We start from the raw sequence: 20899 nt of genomic DNA on the forward strand, positions 1-20899 counted from the left end.
ATATCGAGCTCATTATTACAAATCTAATTAACTAAATTTGTCCAATATTTTGGGGGCAGTCCATACTGAAGGAGGCTTTTAATTTTATAAGATGATTTTTACAAATTGACCACTTGGATCGAACAATAAATCGATATCATTTGTCAGTTCGACTTCAAATCCAGCAGTAACTTTATCGATGGCGCTGATTTGTGCAGTTTTATAATTTGTATCCACGTAGCTGACTATAGTAGTTGAGATAAAACCCGTTGGAATAGCGGTATCATTGTCAGATTCTACTTCTTTCCAATTACCTTCTTGATCAAAATCAACTTCGATTCCATTGGCTAACTCCACACTGTAAGCTGTTTTATTTGTTGCAGTAGGAGTTTGTTTCTCTGTTTTCCGAATTGTTATACCTTTAAAATAAGTATCAAGAAAACTGACCGCCGCTGCAGGTAATTCGGTGTTTGGGACTTGATGATCATCATCTTTGTCACATGATACCACGATGAATGCAAGAGCAAGTAAGGCTGTAAATGTTAAAATTAGTTTTTTCATATTTTAATTCTATTAATCATCTATTTTAGTAAACTGCCCTTTTTTATTAAACTCCAATTCAAGACCATTTGAAATTTCAACTTCAAATTTACGGCTTGACTTTTTGATTTTTACAATGTGGGTATTAGGAAAACTTTTTGTAACATAATTTTGAATTGATTTTGGTACAAATTTTAAAGGAATAGCGTTATTGTGACCATCTACTTCTTCCCAATTTCCTGATTTATCAAATTCTATTTTTGTACCATTATTTAAAATCACTTGGTATTCTTTTGAAAGTAGATTTTCTTTTTCTTCAATTGTACTTGTGATCTGATTGCTGGCAAAATTGTTTTTAATAAATGTTTGTGCATTTGCAGGTAATTGATTGCTGTTAATCACCTTTTTTTGTGCATAACTAACTGTCGATAATGCTACTAAAGCAACGATCGCCATTGTTTTAATTTTGTTCATAATATATCCTCCTATTTATTTATATAACAAAGTTCCCATACAATTTGGTAAAGAATTAGGAATTATAGCTTTTGTATCTTAAAAATATGAAAATTATTTAAGTATGAGTAATTTATGCTGATGGTCTTATTTGTCTCTATGATTGTTTTAACTATAGAAAGACCTAATCCATTTGAATTGATTGCAGTATTTTCTTTGTGAAATCGATCAAAAATATTTTCTGCCTGTAGTGCAGTGTTTTTGCCTAAATTTGCAATTGTAAAGAAATCCTTATGAATATCGATTTTTATAAATCCATTTTTTGATTTATTATAGTTGATAGCATTACGGAGTAAATTGGAAATTAATATCTTTACTAGATCCACATTGAAATCAGCAGAGAACTTTCCATGCTCAAGAACTTCTAAAGTGATTCCCCTAAATTCAATCAAGTCTGCTAACTCTTCACACGCTTCGTGAATTACGCTATTAAAATCCACTGTTTGCGTAGCATCAAATTGATTGTTTTCAATGCGAGATAGCATAAGTAATGCCTTATTTAATTTAATCATACGTTCTAAAGCTTCTTTAGTTTCACTGATCGTGATTAAATGATGCTCTGCCAGTTGTTCATCTTCTAGCAGTAATTCTAGTTTATTACTACTGATCGCCAAAGGCGTCTGTAACTCATGGGAAGCATTTTCAATAAACAGTTTTTGTTGCTGGAATATTTTTTCATTGCGATCAAGCATTTTATCGATTTCGGTATCCAATAGCATAAATTCTCTAACATTACTGTTGATCGGTACAGCTGTTTTTATTTTCCCAAACTGATAGTGCTCTAACTTGTCAAGAATTTGATAAAAAGGCTTAAAAGCTCGGTGAAATACAAGGGTGTTGAGTAAAAATATACTCACAATAATCAAGATGTATAGTATTATCAAAGCAGTTGCCAGATCATATTTTAGTTCATCTTCTTCTACGGTTGAAGTTCGAATTTCCAGTTGATACAGCTGTTTGTCCTTACCATAGAAGTAAGTATTTAAAATTCGATAAGGTTCCATATCCTCATCATATGGCATGTATATGAGATCGTTTTTGAAAATATTTTTTTCATCCTTGTTTACTTGCACATCAGATTTGGTGATTTTAAACTGATTAATACCGAATGTATCCGTTTTTAGAATAGATTCATCTTGGTATGCAGCACGAATAATTTCAATTTTTTGATTCTTTAAGCCGTCGTCTACATTATCATACACTTCTTCTGTGATGTATGCATAAAATAATGTTGCCCACACCGCAATTACAATCAAAATCATGATTGTAATGTATCTTATAGTGTAATTCTTGAGCGACTTTTTCATTAAAATATTTAGTTTTAAATAATGGTATTAGCAGTTAATGGCAATATAAAGATCACTTCACCAGTTTTTGAAGCCATTCAAACAATCGTGAATATATTTTTAGATCTTGGCCATTATTGCCTTGTGGGTCATTAAATCAATTTGTATCCTATACCATAAACAGCCTGGATATCGATATCAGCATGATTATCTTTTAATTTTTTTCTTAAATTTTTTATTTGTGAATAAATAAAGTCTAAACTGTCAGCCTGATCAATATGATCACCCCAAATTGACTCTGCTAAGCTATTTTTTTGAATAAGCTTAGTAGGCCTGATAATAAAATAATAGAGTAAATCAAACTCCTTTCGGTTGAGAACCACTGGTTTGTTATTAATCTGTATGCTTCTGTCTGTTGTGTTTACTGCAATGTTTTTATACGTAATGATATCATCACCATGTTGATTCTTTCGGCGTATAATCGATTTGATCCGTGCATGTAATTCTGCCAAATGAAAAGGTTTGGCTAAATAGTCATCAGCACCTAGCTCTAAACCTTTTACTTTATCGTCTACAGAATCTTTGGCCGACAGGATGATGATTGATTCTTCTTTTCCAATTTCTTTAATCTTTTCTAAGAGTTGCAATCCAGAACCTCCGGGTAACATGATATCGAGTAAAATACAATCATATGAATAAATTGATATTTTCTCTAATGCGCTATTGTAATCAAAAGCTTGTTCAACAAGGTATTTTTCAGCTTCTAAAGATTGCATGATAACCTGGCTCAAGGCAACTTCATCTTCGATTAGTAATATTTTCATATCTTTTAATTAGCTAACAAAGTTAATTTTGAAATTAGGAAAGACTTGGGAATTAAAGTCCAATAACAACTACGACAATATCATCATTATGATAAGCAGGATGAAAATGGGAAATTGCTCTTTGATTTTTATAAATCATCAGTTCATCATAGACCATTTTTTTCAGAATTCCTTTACCTTTTCCATGTACAAATTTTATTTCAGGCATATCCCAATATATTGCAGCATCCAACATATCGCGCATGTAGATGAGAGACTCATTAGCTAATTCCTCTGGTGTATAATCCTGCCAGTCGTATAGAAAGGCTTCAGCATGTAAATCTATTTGTACAGGGGGTTTTTTCATGTAAATCTTTTTGCAAAGGTACAAAAGTAAGATTAACAGACTACAAATAAAGTTCAAGGAGCTTTACTTAACGTCGACAGCTGAATGGAGTCGGTCATACCATTTTTTGATAGTCGCAGCTTCCTCATAAGACTCTTTTTCAGCATGAGTAAGCATAATATCCTGTATTTGTATTATTAGATCATTATGGTCCTGAAAAATACCATTACTGTCACGATAGTCATTAATTATTTCGAGCAAATGATTAAGCGATTTCATCTTGTGATATAAAATATGATGCTTTTCACCAATTTGATCTGCAATTTCTTCATACGCTACGCTAGAGTCATTCGTTTGGTTACGTGCCTTATTATAGAGCTGGCCGTAACCAGCAAGACGATGATTAAGATCATAAATCGTGCTTTCAAGATCTTCAATGAGTACAATGAGATTTTCTTGAATTTCAAAATCTTTTGATACGATTGACATAATACCCCTTTTTGTATGAATATAATTAAAATTTTGATCATTTTAAATTACAATAATGTAAAACAAAAAAAACGAAATAAAGTTTTCTTGTTTTGCATCGAGCTTTTTATATCACCCACACAGCCAGTTTAAAGAAGTTTTAGTGTATATTATTAGTTTATTGTACCTTTGTTAGGTAAATAAGATTAGAGGCTGTTACAGGACTCTACATCTACCTAATGGTTGAGTATAATTGGGATTTTGTACTTAATATAGAAGGGAGGAGGTTCAAATTGATCTTTCTCCCTTTTTATTCGAAAACTTCAGAAAAGATTATTGTATATTAAATTAATGGGAAAAGAAATCACTATAAACGGGTATCAATTGGAAATTTGTTCCAATTCACCTCATTCTGCATTGTATGCTGCGCAAGGTGGGGCTACGCGGATCGAATTTTGTCAAAATTTGGAAAATGGCGGCATCACACCTTCTTACGGTCAGATTGTTCAAGCAAGAAAGTTGATCGATATTGGCATACATGTTCTCATACGTCCAAGAGGAGGTGATTTTGTTTATTCCGATTTAGAGTTTGATGAGATGATGGCTGATGTACAGTTTTGTAAAGAGGCTGGCTGTGATGGTGTGGTGATAGGAGTAATGAAGAACGATGCAACAGTTGATATTGAACGAACGAAAGCCCTTGTCGATGCAGCAAGACCGATGCATGTAACCTTTCATCGCGCATTCGATAAGTGCGCCGATCCACTGTCTTCGTTAGCTATTTTAATCGAATTGGGAATTGATCGTTTATTGACCTCAGGATTGCAGAATAAAGCCGTGGATGGAGTTGAATTACTTAAGGAATTAGTCAAATATGCGGAAGGAAAAATTGTTATTATGCCTGGTGCAGGAGTGGATAGTAATAATATCGAAATGATCTTAAAGACAACTGGAGCGACTGCTATACATAGTTCCGCGAAAGAAACAGTTTATTCACAAATGTCTTATGATAGAAGTGAAGTGGAAGGTATGAATGAACCGATCTATCGTACATCAAAAGAAAAAGTCCACCAATTGGTAGACATCCTTAAAAAACAATAGCGTTGTAATTTACAACGCTATTGTTCTTAATATTTTTTAACCTATTTAGCTTCTAAAACTAATTGGTTTAAGATAGCATCGTTTTTAACGATTTGATTTGATTTCTTCATTTTAGATCTTGAACCAAGTTCAACATTACTACCTAAACTTAAGAACTGAACTTCAACACGTGAAGTAGTTTTATTTCTTCTATCTTTTCTTTTTAAACGTGTAACTCCCATTTTGATAAATTTTTTTATTGTTCAATAAAACGAGGTCGGAAGCGGATTCGAACCGCTGTAGGAGGTTTTGCAGACCTCAGCCTAGCCACTCGGCCATCCGACCCTATTTGTTCCCCTAGGGGAATGCAAAAGTAAAATTAATATTTGGATTAAAAAAGACTATTGTGCAATTATTTTTTAAAATAATCATTATCAAGCTGTTTTGTTTTTTGTATTTTTTTTTGATACTCCGCGTTTCAAAAAGACTGTAGCAAGAAACAGGTCCTTGTCTATTTTATTGTACAGTAATCTTGACTTTTGTTTTTTTAATATATATCTGAATATTAGTGATTTATCCATTTGGCGTGTAACTTGCATTGTTTGTGAAAACACTAATAACATAATAGAGCGATGAAAAAATTATTATTATCAACTACTGCAGCAGTATTACTTTCTGTTGGTGCATATGCACAAGGAGGATTAGGGTACGGAGTTAAAGCAGGTGTCAATCTTCCTTCTTACAGTTACGGGGGAAGTGACCTTTCTGATTCAAAATCCACTGTTAACTTTCATGTTACTGGTTATTTAGATGCACCTGTTACGAGCAACTTTTATATTCAACCAGGAGTTTCTTTACAAGGAAAAGGAGCTAAGTTTGCAGATTATAAAATTGGTGAAAATACTTATGAAGTGAAACAAAATACTATGTGGTTAGAAGTACCAGTGAATTTTGTATTGAAATTCCCAACTGCTGGAGAAGGTAAATTCTTTGTTGGAGCTGGTCCATATGTATCATTTGGTTTAAGCGGAAAAAATAAATATGAAGCTAAATCAGGAAGTGGAAGTACATCTGTTAGCGATGATTTCAAATTTGGCAAAGATGAAACCCTTAAAGGTACAGACTTTGGTGTGAATTTTTTAGCAGGATATCAATTGGGTAGTGGAATATCTATTAATGCAGGTTATGGCTTAGGTTTAACTAACATTGCTGGATCTAAATTTATTGGAAAAGGAGATGTTAAAAACCGAGTTTGGTCAATAGGCCTCGGATTCGGAATTTAATTAAAAGAATTAAGATTGTAATTAAATCTTTTAAAATTAAACCCTTGCTTTTTGAGCAAGGGTTTTTTATTGTCAACTAAAACTTTACATTAGTAGTATTGTTTGACAATTACATTTAGAAGATACTATGACAAAATTCCTGAGCTTACCATTTTACGTCAAATTAGCTTGTACGCTAATTTCCATTGTTATTTTAGGTTATCTCGCAAAGATAGGGGATACAATATTAGTCCCCTTTATACTGGGGCTGCTTTTAGCGTTGTTGCTCGTTCCCGTAAGTAATTTTTTTGAGAGAAAACTGAAATTTCCTCGCACTCTTGCTGGAATTATTACCGTTCTACTTTTCTTTGGCCTTTTAGGATTTGGATTTTACATGCTTGCTTCACAATTATCGATGATTAAGGAAGATTGGCCAGCTTTTAAGGAACAAATATTAGTGGGATTTCATAATGTGCAGATCTGGGTTACGGATCGCTTTGGCGTTATGCATAACGAACAAATGGATATCCTTAATAAGACGGCAACTAAGTCACTTGATAGCGGTACGCTCTTACTGGGAACAGCTTTGTTATCTTTATCTTCTCTGTTGATACTTTTTGTATTTACTTTCCTTTATACTTTCTTTCTACTTATCTATCGTAGTCACATTGTGCGATTTCTGTTATTGTTAAATCATCAAGAACACCACAATATCGTTATGGATGTCGTTGGCCAAGTGCAGTATGTAGTGAAAAAATATTTGATTGGTTTATTGCTACAGATGCTGATCGTTTCTACATTGGTATTTGCAGCTTTGAGTATCATTGGAGTGAAATATAGTTTACTGTTAGCTATTATCACGGGCGTGTTTAATGTGCTTCCCTATATTGGGATTTTCACGTCTATGTTAGTAATTGCACTACTTACTTTTGCGACGACCTCCTTTACACATGTACTGATTGTGACTGGAGCACTTATTATTATACATCTTATCGATAGTAATTTTATTGTTCCAAAGGTAGTTGGCTCAAAAGTAAAAGTAAATTCTTTATTTGCGATGATGGCGATAATCGTAGGAGAGTTGATATGGGGGATTTCAGGTATGTTCTTAGCAATTCCTATATTGGCTATCTGCAAAATTGTGATGGACCGTGTAAAAGAATTGAAGCCATGGGGTTACTTGCTTGGAGAAGAAGATCATAAAGGAGATACTTATTCTACTATACGTAATACAATAAGTTCTAAGAAGAAGCAGTAAATTAGTTTTTTTTGGAGTATTTTTTCGGGCGTAAAGCCATGATTTGGAATTGACTTAAAAGTCATTGTGATTTAAATACTGTATTTGAGCTTAAAACTTGTTTTTTCTTCAAGTCACACCTATGTTAGGAATTATATAAATTATTCATTACGAGGCGCCATAAGTAGTAAAAAGCAGCATATAAAAAAGGCTTCTAATTTAACATTAGAAGCCTTTCTTGTTTTCAATCAGTGCAATTCTATCACACTTTGATTTCTACTTCAACACCTGAAGGTAATTCAAGTTTCATCAATGCATCAACAGTTTTAGAGTTAGATGAATAAATATCTAACAATCTCTTGTATGAACATAATTGGAATTGCTCACGCGCTTTTTTGTTAACGTGTGGAGAACGTAAAACTGTATAGATTTTTTTCTCAGTAGGTAATGGAATAGGACCACTAACAACTGCACCTGTAGGTTTTACTGTTTTTACGATTTTCTCAGCTGATTTGTCAACTAAATTGTAATCGTATGATTTCAATTTGATTCTGATTCTTTGGCTCATTTTTGTTTTTGTTTAAAATGATCTCCCGTTAGAGCTATTATCAACAGGAGATCGGTTTACTTTATATTAGAAAGGATTATTCTCCTTTTAATTTACCTTTTGCTTTTGCAACAACTTCTTCAGTTACGTTACGTGGAGCTTCTTCGAAGTGATCAAATTCCATAGTAGAAGTTGCACGACCTGAAGTGATAGTACGCAATTGTGTTACGTAACCAAACATTTCCGAAAGTGGAACTAATGCTTTAATTACTTGAGAACCATTACGGCTATCTAAACCTTGCATCAAACCACGACGACGGTTTAAGTCACCCATTACATCACCCATGTTTTCTTCTGGTGTTAGAACCTCTATTTTCATAATTGGTTCCATTAGAACAGGAGAACATTTTGGCAATGCTTCACGGTATGCTTGACGAGCAGCTAATTCAAACGATAATGAATCTGAATCGACAGCGTGGAATGAACCATCAATCAAACGAACTTTCATTCCTGATAATGGGAATCCTGCTAATACACCATTTTTCATTGAAGTTTCAAATCCTTTTTGAACTGAAGGGATAAATTCTTTTGGAATTTTACCACCAACAATTTCATTTACGAATTGAAGTGGAGATTTAGTTAAATCGTAATCTTCATCCGCAGGAGAAATAACAACTTTAATGTCCGCAAATTTACCACGACCACCTGACTGTTTTTTGAATACTTCACGGTGTTCAGTAGTTCCATTGATAGACTCTTTGTACGATACTTGAGGAGCACCTTGGTTAACCTCAACTTTGAACTCACGTTTCAAACGATCGATCAAGATCTCTAAGTGAAGCTCACCCATACCAGAGATAACTGTTTGACCAGTTTCTTCGTCAGTTTTTACTACGAATGTAGGATCTTCTTCAGCTAATTTACCAAGACCAATACCTAATCTATCGATGTCAGCTTGAGTTTTAGGCTCAATTGCTAATCCGATAACTGGCTCAGGGAAGTTCATTGACTCTAACACGATAGGGTGTTTTTCATCACATAAAGTATCACCGGTTTTGATATCTTTGAAACCAACAACAGCACCAATATCACCAGCCTCGATGAAAGGGATAGGGTTTTGTTTGTTAGCGTGCATTTGGAAGATACGAGAGATACGCTCTTTGTTACCTGAACGAGTGTTCAATACATAAGAACCTGCATCTAACTTACCTGAGTAAGCACGGATGAAACACAAACGACCTACGAAAGGGTCAGTTGCAATTTTGAAACCTAATGCAGCGAAAGGCTCGTTAACATCTGGTTTACGTAATAATTCCTCACCTGTATCAGGGTTAGTACCTTTAACACCTTCTGAATCCATTGGAGAAGGTAATAATTCCATTACTAAATCCAACATAGTTTGAACACCTTTGTTTTTGAAAGATGAACCACAAACCATAGGAACGATAGAGTTATCTAATACTGCTGCACGTAAAGCATTTAAGATTTCACGCTCAGTTAATGAATTAGGATCTTCGAAGAATTTTTCCATCAAAGACTCATCATAACCAGCAACAGCTTCTAATAAACGCTCACGGTATTCAGCAACCTCTTCCAACATATCTTCTGGAATAGGAACTTCTGTAAACGTCATACCTTTATCATGCTCGTTCCAAACGATACCACGGTTGTTAATTAAATCAACAACACCAGTGAAAGTATCTTCAGCACCGATAGGTAATTGTAAAGCTACAGCTTCAGAACCTAACATTGATTTTACTTGACCAACAACTTTTAAGAAGTCAGCACCAGAACGGTCCATTTTGTTAACGAAACCGATACGTGGAACGGCATAGTTATCAGCTAATCTCCAGTTAGTTTCTGATTGAGGCTCAACACCATCAACTGCAGAAAATAAGAATACTAATCCGTCTAATACACGTAATGAACGGTTTACTTCAACCGTAAAATCTACGTGACCTGGAGTATCGATAACGTTTACTTGGTATTTGTTACCACGGTACTGCCAGAAAACTGTAGTAGCTGCAGAAGTAATCGTGATACCACGCTCAGCTTCTTGCTCCATCCAGTCCATTGTTGAAGCACCTTCGTGCACTTCACCAAGTTTATGATTAACACCTGAGTAGTAAAGAATACGCTCAGTTGTAGTTGTTTTACCAGCATCGATGTGAGCAGCGATACCAATATTTCTAGTGAATTTTAAATCTCTTGCCATAATATTTTTAAGCATTAGCCCAGATGGAGCTAAATATTTTTCTGTCTAAATAAGTACACCGATCCTGATAAAAGAATGAACGTTTACCAAAGATCGGTGTAATCATATTTTTGTGTGTAAGTTCAAAACTAGAATCTGAAGTGTGAGAACGCTTTATTAGCTTCAGCCATTTTGTGCGTATCTTCTTTCTTCTTAACAGCAGCACCTTCACCTTTAGAAGCTGAAATGATTTCTCCTGCTAATTTTTCAAACATTGTTTTCTCACCACGTCTGCGTGAATATGAAATTAACCATTTCATACCCAAAGCAATTTTACGCTCAGGACGAACTTCCATAGGAACTTGGAAGTTAGCACCACCAACACGACGAGATTTAACCTCTACAGCTGGCATAACGTTGTTTAAAGCTTTTTTCCAAGCTTCTAAACCGCTTTCGCTAGTTTTTTGCTCTACTAATTCAATTGCATTGTAAAAAATTTCGTATGCTGTAGATTTTTTACCATCGTACATCATATTGTTTACAAAGCGTGTTACCTGAGTGTCGTTAAACTTTGGATCAGGTAAAATGATTCTCTTTTTTGGTTTTGATTTTCTCATTTTTCTTTCCTCCGTTTAATTATTTCTTTTTACCTTTTGCTGGCGCAGCCGCTGCTTGTCCTGGTTTAGGACGTTTAGTTCCGTATTTAGAACGACGTTGGTTACGACCTGCTACACCTGAAGTATCTAATGCACCACGGATAATGTGGTAACGTACACCTGGTAAATCTTTAACACGACCACCACGAATCAAAACGATTGAGTGTTCTTGTAAATTGTGACCTTCTCCTGGGATGTAAGCGTTAACCTCTTTACCGTTTGTTAAACGTACACGAGCTACTTTACGCATTGCTGAGTTTGGTTTTTTAGGGGTAGTAGTATATACACGTGTACATACACCTCTTCGCTGTGGACATGAGTCCAACGCTGGTGACTTACTCTTGTCAACCAGAGCTACTCTACCTTTTCTAACTAATTGTTGAATAGTAGGCATTTACCTGATTTTGTTATTTAATTTTATTCTTAAATTATTATAAGTTCGCAAAGATAACCATTTTATTGTTAAATCGAAATGTCCAGTCAATTAGTTTTCCACATTTTGCTTGAAAATCTTAGAGTTAGCTGTTAGATTAGTTTTTTTTGTAATAAGTAACGAACAACTTGATCAGCTCCATATTTCGATAAATGATCGTCATCATGCATGTAGGGATCTTGACCATTGTATTTAATTATTTCAGGTAAATTGTAAATATCAATGTAAATATCTTCTGGAATAAAGGTTTTTAGATAAGTGTTGATGTGTGCAGATCGGGATTCAACGTAGTTTTCTTCTTTTACACTTTTATTTTTTATCTGTAGAGCCAAAATATTTGGAAAGATGATAGAATAACTAGGGGTCTGTCCGATCATTTTAAGCGGAATACCATTTTCTTTGAAATATTGAATTACTTGCTGAAGTTTTATTTTTAAGGTTTCATCTGGATATTGTTGCGAGCCCCAAAAACCAACAAGTATCACTTCATCAATTTTTTTCGTATTTTCTGGTATAAATTTTTGATACATATAGTCGATCAGTTCGCAAGATGCCTTTGGCCCTTTGGTGTCCAAAAGTGGATAAGTGGTGGATACGGTTGCTTGTAAAAGATTGATATTTTGTTTTTCTAATTGCTCTTTTAAACTCTGTCCGAAAACACCCGCATGACTATCCCCTAGTAAAAGAATATTCTTTTTGTTTGGAATGATGGTGGCACAGCTTTCAAAATTATATTGCTTAAATGTATTGTCTATATCCAGATGGCATGTGCCTTTTCTGAATTGTGAAGCAAGTCTGTTTTTTCTGTAATTGGTGTTATAGTTCGTCAGGTAATCAATTTCTTTATTTATTTGTAATCGATTATAAGGAAATAACATCATAATCCCTGTTAGCAACCCAACAGCGGTGGTAGCAGCTATTGTAAATGGTAGTTGATCAAATTTGTTATTGGTCTCGATGAAATAATAGGAAATACTTGCACAGAGTAAAGATAGTGTGAGGATGGGAATGATAATAAAAGGTTGATTCAATCCGAGATAAATGGCGAATACATAAATTGGCCAATGCCATAGATATAAAGAATAGGATAGTTTCGCTACCCATTGTATTGGTTTAATGGATAAAAAATTGAAATCGCACTGTGCTATAATGATACCAAAGGTCGCAATGACAGGAATAAGTGTATAATAGGAAGGCCAGCTTATATTTTGTTCGTTAAATAAATAGATACTAACAATTAAAATAGCATATCCCGTAATTGCAACTACTTTTCTGAAGAGCTTGGGTATCGACTTTTGAGTATAAGACTCTCCTAAAAATGCAAGTCCCCCAATTAACATTTCCCATGCCCGAGTCGGGAACATATAAAAACTGAAGGATTGGTCTGTATTATTGAAATATAAGTTCAGACCTAATGACAGCATAATCAAAAAGATGAAAAAGCTAACAAATCTTATTTTATTGTTCGTGTAGAGACTTTTAAAAGGGAATAAGAGGGCAGGGTATAAAAGGTAAAATTGCCATTCGACCGATAATGACCATGTGTGCAAAAGGATGTTATTTTGAGAGGCAACATCAAAATATCCACTATTTAAATAATATTCAATATTAGAACTAAAGATTATGCTGAAAAATGCATTATTTCCAAGTTGCTGTAAGTCTTTTGGAAGTAATATAAAACTCCCAATAATAGAAACACCTACAAGAAGAAACAAAAGTGCAGGAATAATGCGTGTTATACGTTTAGTATAGAATTGTTTAAAAGAAAAGTTGCTATTCTCAAAGCCCTTTAAAATAATTCGGGTCATTAAGTAGCCAGAGATGACGAAAAAAATATCCACACCACTAAAGCCACCATCAAAATAGGGTACTTTGAAATGAAAAAAAATTACTGCCAGTACCGCTAAAGCACGTAATGCCCCTATATCATTTCTAAATTTCATTTTTAAAGTAACTTGTAAACTGCAAATCTGAACAAAATAATTTATTTCACCTATTAAATTTTGTTCCATTTTATTTTTTAGACAATATCATAAAAACATAAAATTGCGTTCATGTTTTTATGATATTTTTGTATCGTTTATCAAAATCGAAAATATAAATATGAAAAAAATCATCCTGCTTACGCTGACTCTGTTGTGTTCTAAAGTATATAGTCAAACATTTGAAGTAGTGCCGTTGGGAGTTTATGGAGGAGATCATGAAGATAATCTATCTTCATACTTGATTGGTAAGTATAAGGCAAATGCATATTTAGCGCTAGATGCCGGTACTATAAATGCTGGAATTCGAAAAGCGATAACCTTAAAAACATTTGAGGTTCCAGCAGGCATGGTATTGCGAGATTATATCAAAGGGTATTTCATCTCACACGGACATCTTGATCATCTGGCAGGCATGATAATCAATTCTCCCTCAGATGCTGCAAAAAATATTTACGCAACAGCAGCAATGATAGATGTATTGAAAGCGCATTATTTCATAAACGATACATGGGCTAATTTTGCTAATGAAGGTGCTCTACCCATACGGAAATATCAATATAAACGTTTAAAAATTGGCCAGATCGATACGGTAACAAATACCGGAATGACTATTCAGGCTTTTGATTTAAGCCATGTGAACCCGATGAAGAGTTCAGCAGTTTTAGTAACTATAGGTGATAGTTCTATGGTATACCTAGGAGATACAGGAGCAGACCGTGTGGAAAAGGTCACAAATCTTGAAAATTTATGGCAATCTATAGCACCCATAATTAAATCACGACGATTGAAAGCTTTAATGATTGAAGTTTCATTTCCTAATGCACAACCAGAAAAATCACTTTTTGGACATTTAACACCTCTACTTTTAAACGAAGAATTGGGAAAGTTAGCAACTTTTACCGGAAGAGATATGCTACAAGGTTTAAATGTTATTGTTACCCATATGAAGCCTGTTTCCGATAATGTTGACACGATTAAACGGCAATTGCTGGAAAATAATTCTTATAAAGTTAATTTTATTTTTCCGGAGCAAGGAAAACGAATGGTCTTTTAATATATACTATTAATGATGGCTATGTTTTTTTCAATTGAATGTCAATTTTTGTGTTTTACCTAAAAAAAAGTGAATTTTTCTACTTAGATTTAAGGATAATTGGAAGGTGTATGAGAGATTGTTTTATTTTGTAAATCAGATTGTTATGAATTATTTAGAGGATGTTCAAAAATTGTTTTTGTATTATAAGCATTTAGTTGATAGTACTTTGAATCAGTTAAGTGATAGCCAGTTATTTTGGCGTTACAATGATGAAAGTAATAGTGTAGCTGTACTTATTCAGCATATATCCGGTAATATGAAGTCTCGTTTTACAGATTTTCTTACTTCTGATGGTGAAAAAGAATGGAGAAATCGTGATGCAGAGTTTGAATTGGTGGATCAGGACAAGAACAGGTTGTTTCGGGAATGGAATGAAGCATGGGACAATTTATTTAACACCTTGAAGTGTTTGGAATTTGAAGATCTAGGAAAGCTAATTTATATCCGTAATCAGGGCCATACAGTCGTAGAAGCAATTAATCGACAATTGGCTCATTATCCCTATCATGTAGGACAAATTGTTATGTTGGGAAAAATGATGAAAGGGAATAATTGGAAGTCATTATCCATCCCGAAAGGCGAATCAGAAGTTTTTAATGCTGTTAAATTTACGCAGACCAGGCATATTGAGCATTTTACAGATGAGATGTTGAGACATTTGGATGGTTAGTCTGTCTTTGAAATGAAAAGCCCCCAAAAAAGTGTTTTACTTGATTGGAGGCGTCCATTGTATTTTAATATGATTTAACTGATTAAAGTAAAATCGATTTGACGTTTGTCAAGATCAACCTTTTTAACTTTGATCTGTACTTCGTCACCTAATTGATATTTCTTTTTCTTGCGTTGACCTATGATTGCAAAGTTCTTTTCGTCTAATACATAAAAGTCGTCGTTAATGTCTCGTAATCTAACCATACCTTCGCATTTGTTGGTTTCAATTTCTACGTACATACCCCATTCAGTTACACCAGAGATAATTCCTTTATATTCAGTCCCGATTTGTTCCTGTAAAAATTCAGCTTGTTTATATTTTATTGAAGCACGTTCGGCTTCTGCTGCCTTCTTCTCCATTTGTGAAGTGTGTTCACACATTTTTTCATAATGATCGGCATTGATTTTATCACCTCCACTTAAATAGTATGCTAATAATCTATGTACCATTACATCAGGATATCGGCGAATAGGTGAAGTGAAGTGCGTATAATAATCAAATGAAAGACCATAATGACTTGTTCCTTTTGTCGTATAGATCGCTTTTGCCATCGAACGAATCGCCAAGGATGTTAACATATTTTGTTCTTTACTGCCTTCAATTTTAGTCATTAAAGCATTGAGAGATTTTGCAGTTTCTTTGTCAGATTTGATCGTTAACTTATGCCCGAACCGAGCAGCAAATTGAGAAAATGTAGTTAATGTCTCTGGATTGGGGACATCGTGAAAACGATAAACAAATGGTAATTTATTTTTTCCTTTTCCCTGTTTCCCAATGTATTCAGCAACTTTTCTATTGGCTAAAAGCATGAAATCTTCAATGAGTTTATGCGCATCTTTTCTTACTTTGGTATAGACCCCTGTTGGTTTACCGTTCTCATCCAACGTGAATTTTACTTCCTCACTTTCAAATGCAATTGCACCATTTTTAAATTTGCGCTCACGAAGAATATAAGCAAGTTCATTTAGTTTTAGTATCTCTGAAGCAAAATCTCCTATTTTTGTTTCAATAACATCTTGAGCTTCTTCGTAAGAAAAGCGTCGATCAGAATGAATGATCGTTCTTCCGAACCATTGCTCTACAACATTTGCCTTTTCATCAAGCTCAAAGACCGCTGAGAAACAAAGTTTATCCTCATGTGGTCGTAATGAACATACACCATTGGAAAGTCGCTCTGGAAGCATGGGGATTACCCTATCGACAAGATATACTGAAGTACCTCTTTCGTATGCTTCTTTGTCCAGTTCAGTCTCTGGAATAACATAGTGCGAAACATCGGCAATATGGACTCCGATTTCATAATTCCCATTTTCTAATTGCTGAAAAGAAATTGCATCATCGAAATCTTTTGCATCAGCAGGATCAATTGTAAATGTGGTGATTGCCCTAAAATCCCTGCGTTTTGCAATTTCTTCCTTAGAGCAGGTCTCTGGTAAAGCATTTGCCTCTTCTTCAACTTTTTTAGGAAACTTTAATGGAAATCCGTAGTCTGCCAATATAGCATTCATTTCCGTGTTGTTTTCTCCTTTTTTACCTAAAATAGTCTTGACTTTGCCAATCGGATTTTTTGCACCTTGTGGCCATTCAATAATAGAGACTACAACCTTTTCTCCATCCTTAGCACCCTCAAGATTATCAAGTGGTATAAAAATATCATGCAACATCTTTCTATCGTCTGCAATAAAGAATGCGAAGTTTTGAGAAAGATTGATAATACCTGTGAAATCTGTTTTTGCACGCTGTATAATTTCAACAACTTCTCCTTCTTTTTTACGGCCTCTGCTCTTTTCAAAAGTATGTACTTTAACAATATCTCCATGCAGTGCTTGACGTAATTTTCTAGGCGCCACAAAGATATCATTCTCAAATTCGTCTTGAGGTATAATATAAGCCGATCCCTCAGCAGTCATATCGACTTTTCCAATCACGTAAACTTTAAGTTGACGAAGTTTGAATTTACCCTTCTCAACCTCTAAAAAAGGGCTGTTTTTTGGATGGTCAGTTAGAATGTTGGCGATTGCTATTTTTGAATCTGAATCGTGAACGTTCAGCTTTGATGCGACTTGTTTATAGTTGAGTGGCTTGTTGTTTGACTTCTCGAAGATGTCGATGATGAGCTGTGTTAAAACCTCTTGGTACGGGTTTTCTTTTTTTGTCGTCATACGTTTTTATTTACTTTTATCGTGTTGTAAGTGGGGGAGAAGGCTACTGTAGTTTGCAATATAATACCATTGCTATTTAGGCTATTCCCGATGTCTTATCACATACAATATACAAATATTAATCCGAAATTGTGGATATCTAAATGTTCTTTGTTTTTGTTATAGAATTAAGTGTATTTTTAATTCTATTTAGCTTATTTAATATTTTGATAACCAGTATAGTGAGTATTAAATAGCTTAATGAATCATTATTTGTGATGTTGATAAACAATATACTTTCAGGTTCTGCTCGATTTTTAATATTTTGCTAAATGTGTTTTTATCAAATTCTTATTTATTAAAATTTAATAAAGTGTATTGTATCAATTATTTAGATTTCTTTTTGCTGAATTTTAGTTGATGATTAAGAAAGAACCTTAGCATCAGGATTTAGTAGAAGCGTGTGCAAAGTAAAGGTTTTTAGAAATGCTGGTACCTTTCTTTGAATTCAGTAAAATTTTGTTTTTTTATTATTTTTCCTGACATTGATCGCATAGACCCAGGGCATTTATAGCTACAGCTTCAAGTTTGTAACCTTCCGGAATGTTGAAGGAGGGAAGTGTGATTTCATCCATACAAAATACGGAGTTACAGCTTCTGCAGATGAAGTGCACATGTTGGTCATGATGATTGTGCTCGGAGCAGTTGGTCGAACAGAGGGCGTAAGTAGCTGTACCATTTAGATCAAAAATTTTATGCAATATTCCCTTCTCCTCAAATGAAGCTAAAACGCGATAGAGGGTGACACGATCAATTTCTTTACCGATTAATTTTTCGAGCTCTGGTTGTGAAATGGCTGATTTCTTAGTCGATATAACTTCCAAAGTTCGCAGTCTAGGCTGTGTAACCTTAAGCTGATATTGTTTTAGTAAAGTTGTAAAATCGACACGCTCATGTACTGTTTTTTCCTGTTGTTGCTCTTTACTCATAATACAAAAATACATCATTATTCTAATATAAAAAAACGGTCAGAAACAAGTTATTCATACTCGTTTCTGACCGTTTCTTTAAAGTCGTTTTATATCGATTTTATTTCGCTGCTGCCTTCGCGTGGTCAGCTAAGAAAGTAGCAAGGCCACTATCTGTTAATGGGTGTTTTAATAAAGCTGTGATTGCAGATAAAGGACCCGTCATCACATCAGCTCCAATCTTAGCACAACCTAAAATGTGCGCACTGTTACGTACCGAAGCCGCTAAGATCTGTGTTGGGAAACTGTAGTTATCATAGATTAAACGGATCTCTTCGATAAGTCCTAAACCATCTGTAGAAATATCATCTAAACGACCAATGAAAGGTGAAACATAAGTAGCTCCAGCTTTTGCAGCTAGGAGTGCCTGACCTGCAGAGAAAACCAAAGTACAGTTTGTTTTGATTCCTTTTTTGCTGAAATATTTAATTGCCTTGATACCATCTTTGATCATAGGAACTTTAACAACAATCTTGTCATCTAACTTTGCAAGTGCTTCTCCTTCTTTGATCATTTCTTCGTAGTTCGTAGAAATTACCTCCGCACTTACATCGCCATCTACGATAGCACAGATCGCTTTGTAATGATTGATTACATTCTCGTCACCACTGATTCCTTCTTTAGCCATTAAACTTGGGTTTGTTGTTACCCCGTCTAATACACCTAAATCTTGTGCTTCTTTGATTTGTTCTAAGTTTGCTGTGTCAATAAAAAATTTCATCTTGTATTGAATTGATTGTTAATTGTTTGGTTTATTTACCATTAAGTGGCAAAGTTATCGATTAAAATTCACTAATCTTGTGCAGAAATGAAATTACTGCACAAATATTGCTTAGTCATTACTGTTCATTTTAGATCATTCCTTTCATTTACTTCTATTATTCATTGATATGCAGATATTTCGTTCGCTTCAGTATCCAAATTTTAGATTACATATAATTGGCCAGGCAATCTCATTGATGGGCACATGGATGCAACGTGTTGCTATAAGTTGGTTAGTATATAAGTTAACAGATTCTGTTTTCTGGTTAGGTTTTGTATCTTTCATCTCCCTGCTTCCTTCTTTGGTATTATCTCCATTTATTGGAAGTTTTGTCGATAAACATAAAAAGTATAAGCTTGTTTTTATTACACAAATAGGTCTAATGATTCAAGCAGGAATCTTAACACTTTTAGTGTACCTGAAGATGGAAACAGTATTGTGGTTATCTATTTTGGGATTTGCACAAGGAGTAATCAACGCTTTCGATGTGTTGGGAAGACAATCGTTGATGGTACATTTAGTGGATAATAGAAAAGATCTGCCTAATGCAATAGCACTAAATTCTTCTATATTTAATGCAGCACGTATGGTTGGTCCGGCTATTGGTGGTATATTATTGAGTACATACGGTGAAATGATGTGTTTCAGCAGTAATTTTCTGAGTTTTATCCCTGTTTTGATTACTTTATGGATGATGAATGTCACAGAAAGTACAGCAAGCTTAAGCAAAGGAAGTAATTGGCAGGGATTGGTCGAAGGGTTTTATTATTTGAAAAGATCTCCCCATATTTTTTCGCTTATTATAGTGATGACTTTTTCTAGCTTATTAGTGATTCCATATACTTCTTTATTACCTGCTGTAGCAAAAGAAATGTTTAATGGCGATGCAGGAACATTTTCATGGTTTGAAAGTGCAGCTGGTCTTGGGGCAATGATAGGTGCTATTAATATGGCACGGCTAAAATCGGGGACTAATATGCGCTACCAAGTAATGGGCGCAGCATTGTTAATGGGAGCTGCCTTGTTTTTACTCGGGCATTCATCTGTTTTAGTTCTTGCTCTCTTATATACGGCGATCGTTTCTTTCGCTATGATGATGCAGAACTCCAGTATTAATACGTATATACAGACGCATGCGATGCCGATCTATAGAGCACGAGCAATTTCTTATTATGTAATGGCGTTTCAAGGTGTTTTCCCTATAGGTAGTTTGCTTATAGGGGCTTTAGCAAGCTATTTCGGATTGCGTAGTGTCTTATACTTTATGGGCGGTGCAGGTGTTTTGATAGCTTTATCTTATTATTTATATTTACGTCTGCATATTCATAAAAGGCTCTTTAAGTTTTAACTTTCTCTTGAGTAATTTAAGCGTTTTCTTTTTGTAATCAATCACTGCGCCATAAGGAGCTAAAATATCTCCTCCGATCACTCCGATCACAGGACGTAGATTCATCTGTTCGTAAGCATAGTTAATAGAACTTAGGTCAAGAACTGCAGCCCTATAATTTTTTATTTTCCAATCATGGATTTTAAAAAGAGGAATATGAATCAAAAAACTTTCCATGTTATTCGTGCCCAAACCTGTTGAAAGCGTATCGGTACTTTCTAATTGGAATTGGTCTGTGTGAATTTTTTCTAATTGGTTTTTATCAAAAACAGTCTTTGAAGCTCCAGTATCTAAAACCATTAAATGGTTAGTTTCGTATAAAGTGACCTCTATTAAAATATGAGTGCCTTGCTCCTGTATTTGTAAAATCTGTAAGGGAATGATTGCCATATTCCAAACATAGAAAAAATATGTGCTTCATGAAAGTTAAAGTATCTTTATTT

At 34.4% G+C, this 20899-nt stretch carries 22 protein-coding genes and 1 tRNA gene; 6 read left to right on the forward strand and 17 right to left on the reverse strand.

Translation table 11 applies throughout. From position 1 onward, the window contains the following. Positions 1 to 84: 84 nt before the first annotated feature. From ACFS6I_RS12225 to ACFS6I_RS12250, 6 genes are all read right to left on the reverse strand, one after another. Positions 85 to 540: a PepSY-like domain-containing protein gene (locus ACFS6I_RS12225; RefSeq protein WP_021188495.1), complete on the reverse strand. Its 456-nt coding sequence runs from the start codon at positions 538 to 540 to the stop codon at positions 85 to 87. 12 nt (positions 541 to 552) lie between these two features. Next, entirely contained in the window at positions 553 to 993 is a 441-nt protein-coding gene (locus tag ACFS6I_RS12230; protein WP_021188494.1) for a PepSY-like domain-containing protein, read from the reverse strand. Positions 994 to 1055: 62 nt separating this feature from the next. Continuing rightward, on the reverse strand, positions 1056 to 2339 hold the full coding sequence (locus ACFS6I_RS12235; protein WP_449329224.1) for a sensor histidine kinase: 1284 nt from the start codon (positions 2337 to 2339) through the stop codon (positions 1056 to 1058). A 131-nt stretch (positions 2340 to 2470) separates the two neighbouring features. Further along, the gene (locus tag ACFS6I_RS12240) at positions 2471 to 3142 is read right to left on the reverse strand and encodes a response regulator transcription factor (RefSeq protein ID WP_380920930.1); all 672 of its coding nucleotides are present in this window, start codon (positions 3140 to 3142) and stop codon (positions 2471 to 2473) included. A gap of 52 nt (positions 3143 to 3194) precedes the next feature. Further along, a complete protein-coding gene (locus tag ACFS6I_RS12245) occupies positions 3195 to 3488 on the reverse strand; it encodes a Smr/MutS family protein (protein ID WP_380920932.1) in 294 nt (97 codons plus the stop codon). Between the two features lie 63 nt (positions 3489 to 3551). Next, positions 3552 to 3956, reverse strand: coding sequence for a hypothetical protein (locus ACFS6I_RS12250; RefSeq protein WP_021188490.1), 405 nt, complete (start codon positions 3954 to 3956; stop codon positions 3552 to 3554). 330 nt (positions 3957 to 4286) lie between these two features. Between ACFS6I_RS12250 and ACFS6I_RS12255 the strand changes: the two genes are divergently transcribed. Next, positions 4287 to 5036: a copper homeostasis protein CutC gene (locus ACFS6I_RS12255; RefSeq protein ID WP_380920934.1), complete on the forward strand. Its 750-nt coding sequence runs from the start codon at positions 4287 to 4289 to the stop codon at positions 5034 to 5036. 41 nt (positions 5037 to 5077) lie between these two features. On the opposite strand, the gene ACFS6I_RS12260 is transcribed toward ACFS6I_RS12255, so the two are convergent. Both ACFS6I_RS12260 and ACFS6I_RS12265 read right to left on the reverse strand, forming a co-directional pair. After that, complete coding sequence (locus ACFS6I_RS12260) at positions 5078 to 5257, reverse strand: hypothetical protein (RefSeq protein ID WP_021188488.1); 180 nt, start codon at positions 5255 to 5257, stop codon at positions 5078 to 5080. Positions 5258 to 5289: 32 nt separating this feature from the next. Continuing rightward, a tRNA-Cys gene (locus ACFS6I_RS12265) sits at positions 5290 to 5360 on the reverse strand. A 287-nt stretch (positions 5361 to 5647) separates the two neighbouring features. Between ACFS6I_RS12265 and ACFS6I_RS12270 the strand changes: the two genes are divergently transcribed. Next, positions 5648 to 6298, forward strand: a complete 651-nt coding sequence (locus ACFS6I_RS12270) for a porin family protein (protein WP_132842788.1) — start codon at positions 5648 to 5650, stop codon at positions 6296 to 6298. A 127-nt stretch (positions 6299 to 6425) separates the two neighbouring features. Then, positions 6426 to 7535: an AI-2E family transporter gene (locus tag ACFS6I_RS12275; RefSeq protein ID WP_380920937.1), complete on the forward strand. Its 1110-nt coding sequence runs from the start codon at positions 6426 to 6428 to the stop codon at positions 7533 to 7535. A gap of 241 nt (positions 7536 to 7776) precedes the next feature. Here the strand turns inward: ACFS6I_RS12275 and rpsJ are convergent, their stop codons facing one another. The 5 genes from rpsJ to ACFS6I_RS12300 all read right to left on the reverse strand — a co-directional run bounded on the left by rpsJ (position 7777) and on the right by ACFS6I_RS12300 (position 13287). Further along, a complete protein-coding gene (gene rpsJ, locus ACFS6I_RS12280; RefSeq protein ID WP_013667229.1) occupies positions 7777 to 8082 on the reverse strand; it encodes a 30S ribosomal protein S10 in 306 nt (101 codons plus the stop codon). A gap of 76 nt (positions 8083 to 8158) precedes the next feature. Beyond that, the gene (gene fusA / locus ACFS6I_RS12285) at positions 8159 to 10276 is read right to left on the reverse strand and encodes an elongation factor G (RefSeq protein ID WP_315400840.1); all 2118 of its coding nucleotides are present in this window, start codon (positions 10274 to 10276) and stop codon (positions 8159 to 8161) included. Between the two features lie 128 nt (positions 10277 to 10404). Beyond that, positions 10405 to 10872 carry a 30S ribosomal protein S7 gene (gene rpsG / locus ACFS6I_RS12290; protein WP_021188484.1) on the reverse strand — a complete coding sequence of 156 codons (468 nt, stop codon included), beginning with the start codon at positions 10870 to 10872 and terminating at the stop codon, positions 10405 to 10407. A 19-nt stretch (positions 10873 to 10891) separates the two neighbouring features. Beyond that, positions 10892 to 11305, reverse strand: coding sequence for a 30S ribosomal protein S12 (rpsL, locus tag ACFS6I_RS12295; protein WP_002993550.1), 414 nt, complete (start codon positions 11303 to 11305; stop codon positions 10892 to 10894). A gap of 131 nt (positions 11306 to 11436) precedes the next feature. Then, entirely contained in the window at positions 11437 to 13287 is a 1851-nt protein-coding gene (locus tag ACFS6I_RS12300) for an acyltransferase family protein (RefSeq protein WP_380920940.1), read from the reverse strand. 160 nt (positions 13288 to 13447) lie between these two features. Between ACFS6I_RS12300 and ACFS6I_RS12305 the strand changes: the two genes are divergently transcribed. Both ACFS6I_RS12305 and ACFS6I_RS12310 read left to right on the forward strand, forming a co-directional pair. Further along, positions 13448 to 14383, forward strand: coding sequence for an MBL fold metallo-hydrolase (locus ACFS6I_RS12305; protein WP_380920942.1), 936 nt, complete (start codon positions 13448 to 13450; stop codon positions 14381 to 14383). 145 nt (positions 14384 to 14528) lie between these two features. Next, positions 14529 to 15095, forward strand: a complete 567-nt coding sequence (locus tag ACFS6I_RS12310; protein ID WP_021188481.1) for a DUF1572 family protein — start codon at positions 14529 to 14531, stop codon at positions 15093 to 15095. Between the two features lie 74 nt (positions 15096 to 15169). Here ACFS6I_RS12310 and rnr read toward each other — a convergent pair whose 3' ends face one another. From rnr to fsa, 3 genes are all read right to left on the reverse strand, one after another. After that, positions 15170 to 17299: a ribonuclease R gene (gene rnr, locus ACFS6I_RS12315; protein ID WP_380920944.1), complete on the reverse strand. Its 2130-nt coding sequence runs from the start codon at positions 17297 to 17299 to the stop codon at positions 15170 to 15172. Between the two features lie 509 nt (positions 17300 to 17808). Next, positions 17809 to 18267 carry a Fur family transcriptional regulator gene (locus ACFS6I_RS12320; protein WP_021188479.1) on the reverse strand — a complete coding sequence of 153 codons (459 nt, stop codon included), beginning with the start codon at positions 18265 to 18267 and terminating at the stop codon, positions 17809 to 17811. A 100-nt stretch (positions 18268 to 18367) separates the two neighbouring features. After that, positions 18368 to 19027, reverse strand: coding sequence for a fructose-6-phosphate aldolase (gene fsa, locus ACFS6I_RS12325; protein ID WP_380920946.1), 660 nt, complete (start codon positions 19025 to 19027; stop codon positions 18368 to 18370). Positions 19028 to 19196: 169 nt separating this feature from the next. On the opposite strand from fsa, the gene ACFS6I_RS12330 reads away from it, so the two are divergent. Then, positions 19197 to 20417, forward strand: a complete 1221-nt coding sequence (locus tag ACFS6I_RS12330; protein WP_132770834.1) for an MFS transporter — start codon at positions 19197 to 19199, stop codon at positions 20415 to 20417. Here ACFS6I_RS12330 and ACFS6I_RS12335 read toward each other — a convergent pair. Further along, the gene (locus ACFS6I_RS12335) at positions 20379 to 20846 is read right to left on the reverse strand and encodes an aspartyl protease family protein (protein WP_380920949.1); all 468 of its coding nucleotides are present in this window, start codon (positions 20844 to 20846) and stop codon (positions 20379 to 20381) included. The genes ACFS6I_RS12330 and ACFS6I_RS12335 overlap by 39 nt on opposite strands. Positions 20847 to 20899: the final 53 nt, after the last annotated feature.

Origin of the sequence: Sphingobacterium anhuiense (genome assembly GCF_042686355.1) — a bacterium.
Taxonomy (GTDB): Bacteria; Bacteroidota; Bacteroidia; order Sphingobacteriales; family Sphingobacteriaceae; genus Sphingobacterium; species Sphingobacterium anhuiense.

Excerpts from the sequence above, each read along its gene's own strand:
- ACFS6I_RS12225 (WP_021188495.1), bottom strand. The coding sequence starts at position 540 with ATGAAAAAACTAATTTTAACATTTACAGCCTTACTTGCTCTTGCATTC.
- ACFS6I_RS12230 (WP_021188494.1), bottom strand. The coding sequence starts at position 993 with ATGAACAAAATTAAAACAATGGCGATCGTTGCTTTAGTAGCATTATCG.
- ACFS6I_RS12235 (WP_449329224.1), bottom strand. The coding sequence starts at position 2,339 with ATGAAAAAGTCGCTCAAGAATTACACTATAAGATACATTACAATCATG.
- ACFS6I_RS12240 (WP_380920930.1), bottom strand. The coding sequence starts at position 3,142 with ATGAAAATATTACTAATCGAAGATGAAGTTGCCTTGAGCCAGGTTATC.
- ACFS6I_RS12245 (WP_380920932.1), bottom strand. The coding sequence starts at position 3,488 with ATGAAAAAACCCCCTGTACAAATAGATTTACATGCTGAAGCCTTTCTA.
- ACFS6I_RS12250 (WP_021188490.1), bottom strand. The coding sequence starts at position 3,956 with ATGTCAATCGTATCAAAAGATTTTGAAATTCAAGAAAATCTCATTGTA.
- ACFS6I_RS12255 (WP_380920934.1), top strand. The coding sequence starts at position 4,287 with ATGGGAAAAGAAATCACTATAAACGGGTATCAATTGGAAATTTGTTCC.
- ACFS6I_RS12260 (WP_021188488.1), bottom strand. The coding sequence starts at position 5,257 with ATGGGAGTTACACGTTTAAAAAGAAAAGATAGAAGAAATAAAACTACT.
- ACFS6I_RS12270 (WP_132842788.1), top strand. The coding sequence starts at position 5,648 with ATGAAAAAATTATTATTATCAACTACTGCAGCAGTATTACTTTCTGTT.
- ACFS6I_RS12275 (WP_380920937.1), top strand. The coding sequence starts at position 6,426 with ATGACAAAATTCCTGAGCTTACCATTTTACGTCAAATTAGCTTGTACG.
- rpsJ (WP_013667229.1), bottom strand. The coding sequence starts at position 8,082 with ATGAGCCAAAGAATCAGAATCAAATTGAAATCATACGATTACAATTTA.
- fusA (WP_315400840.1), bottom strand. The coding sequence starts at position 10,276 with ATGGCAAGAGATTTAAAATTCACTAGAAATATTGGTATCGCTGCTCAC.
- rpsG (WP_021188484.1), bottom strand. The coding sequence starts at position 10,872 with ATGAGAAAATCAAAACCAAAAAAGAGAATCATTTTACCTGATCCAAAG.
- rpsL (WP_002993550.1), bottom strand. The coding sequence starts at position 11,305 with ATGCCTACTATTCAACAATTAGTTAGAAAAGGTAGAGTAGCTCTGGTT.
- ACFS6I_RS12300 (WP_380920940.1), bottom strand. The coding sequence starts at position 13,287 with ATGAAATTTAGAAATGATATAGGGGCATTACGTGCTTTAGCGGTACTG.
- ACFS6I_RS12305 (WP_380920942.1), top strand. The coding sequence starts at position 13,448 with ATGAAAAAAATCATCCTGCTTACGCTGACTCTGTTGTGTTCTAAAGTA.
- ACFS6I_RS12310 (WP_021188481.1), top strand. The coding sequence starts at position 14,529 with ATGAATTATTTAGAGGATGTTCAAAAATTGTTTTTGTATTATAAGCAT.
- rnr (WP_380920944.1), bottom strand. The coding sequence starts at position 17,299 with ATGACGACAAAAAAAGAAAACCCGTACCAAGAGGTTTTAACACAGCTC.
- ACFS6I_RS12320 (WP_021188479.1), bottom strand. The coding sequence starts at position 18,267 with ATGAGTAAAGAGCAACAACAGGAAAAAACAGTACATGAGCGTGTCGAT.
- fsa (WP_380920946.1), bottom strand. The coding sequence starts at position 19,027 with ATGAAATTTTTTATTGACACAGCAAACTTAGAACAAATCAAAGAAGCA.
- ACFS6I_RS12330 (WP_132770834.1), top strand. The coding sequence starts at position 19,197 with ATGCAGATATTTCGTTCGCTTCAGTATCCAAATTTTAGATTACATATA.
- ACFS6I_RS12335 (WP_380920949.1), bottom strand. The coding sequence starts at position 20,846 with ATGGCAATCATTCCCTTACAGATTTTACAAATACAGGAGCAAGGCACT.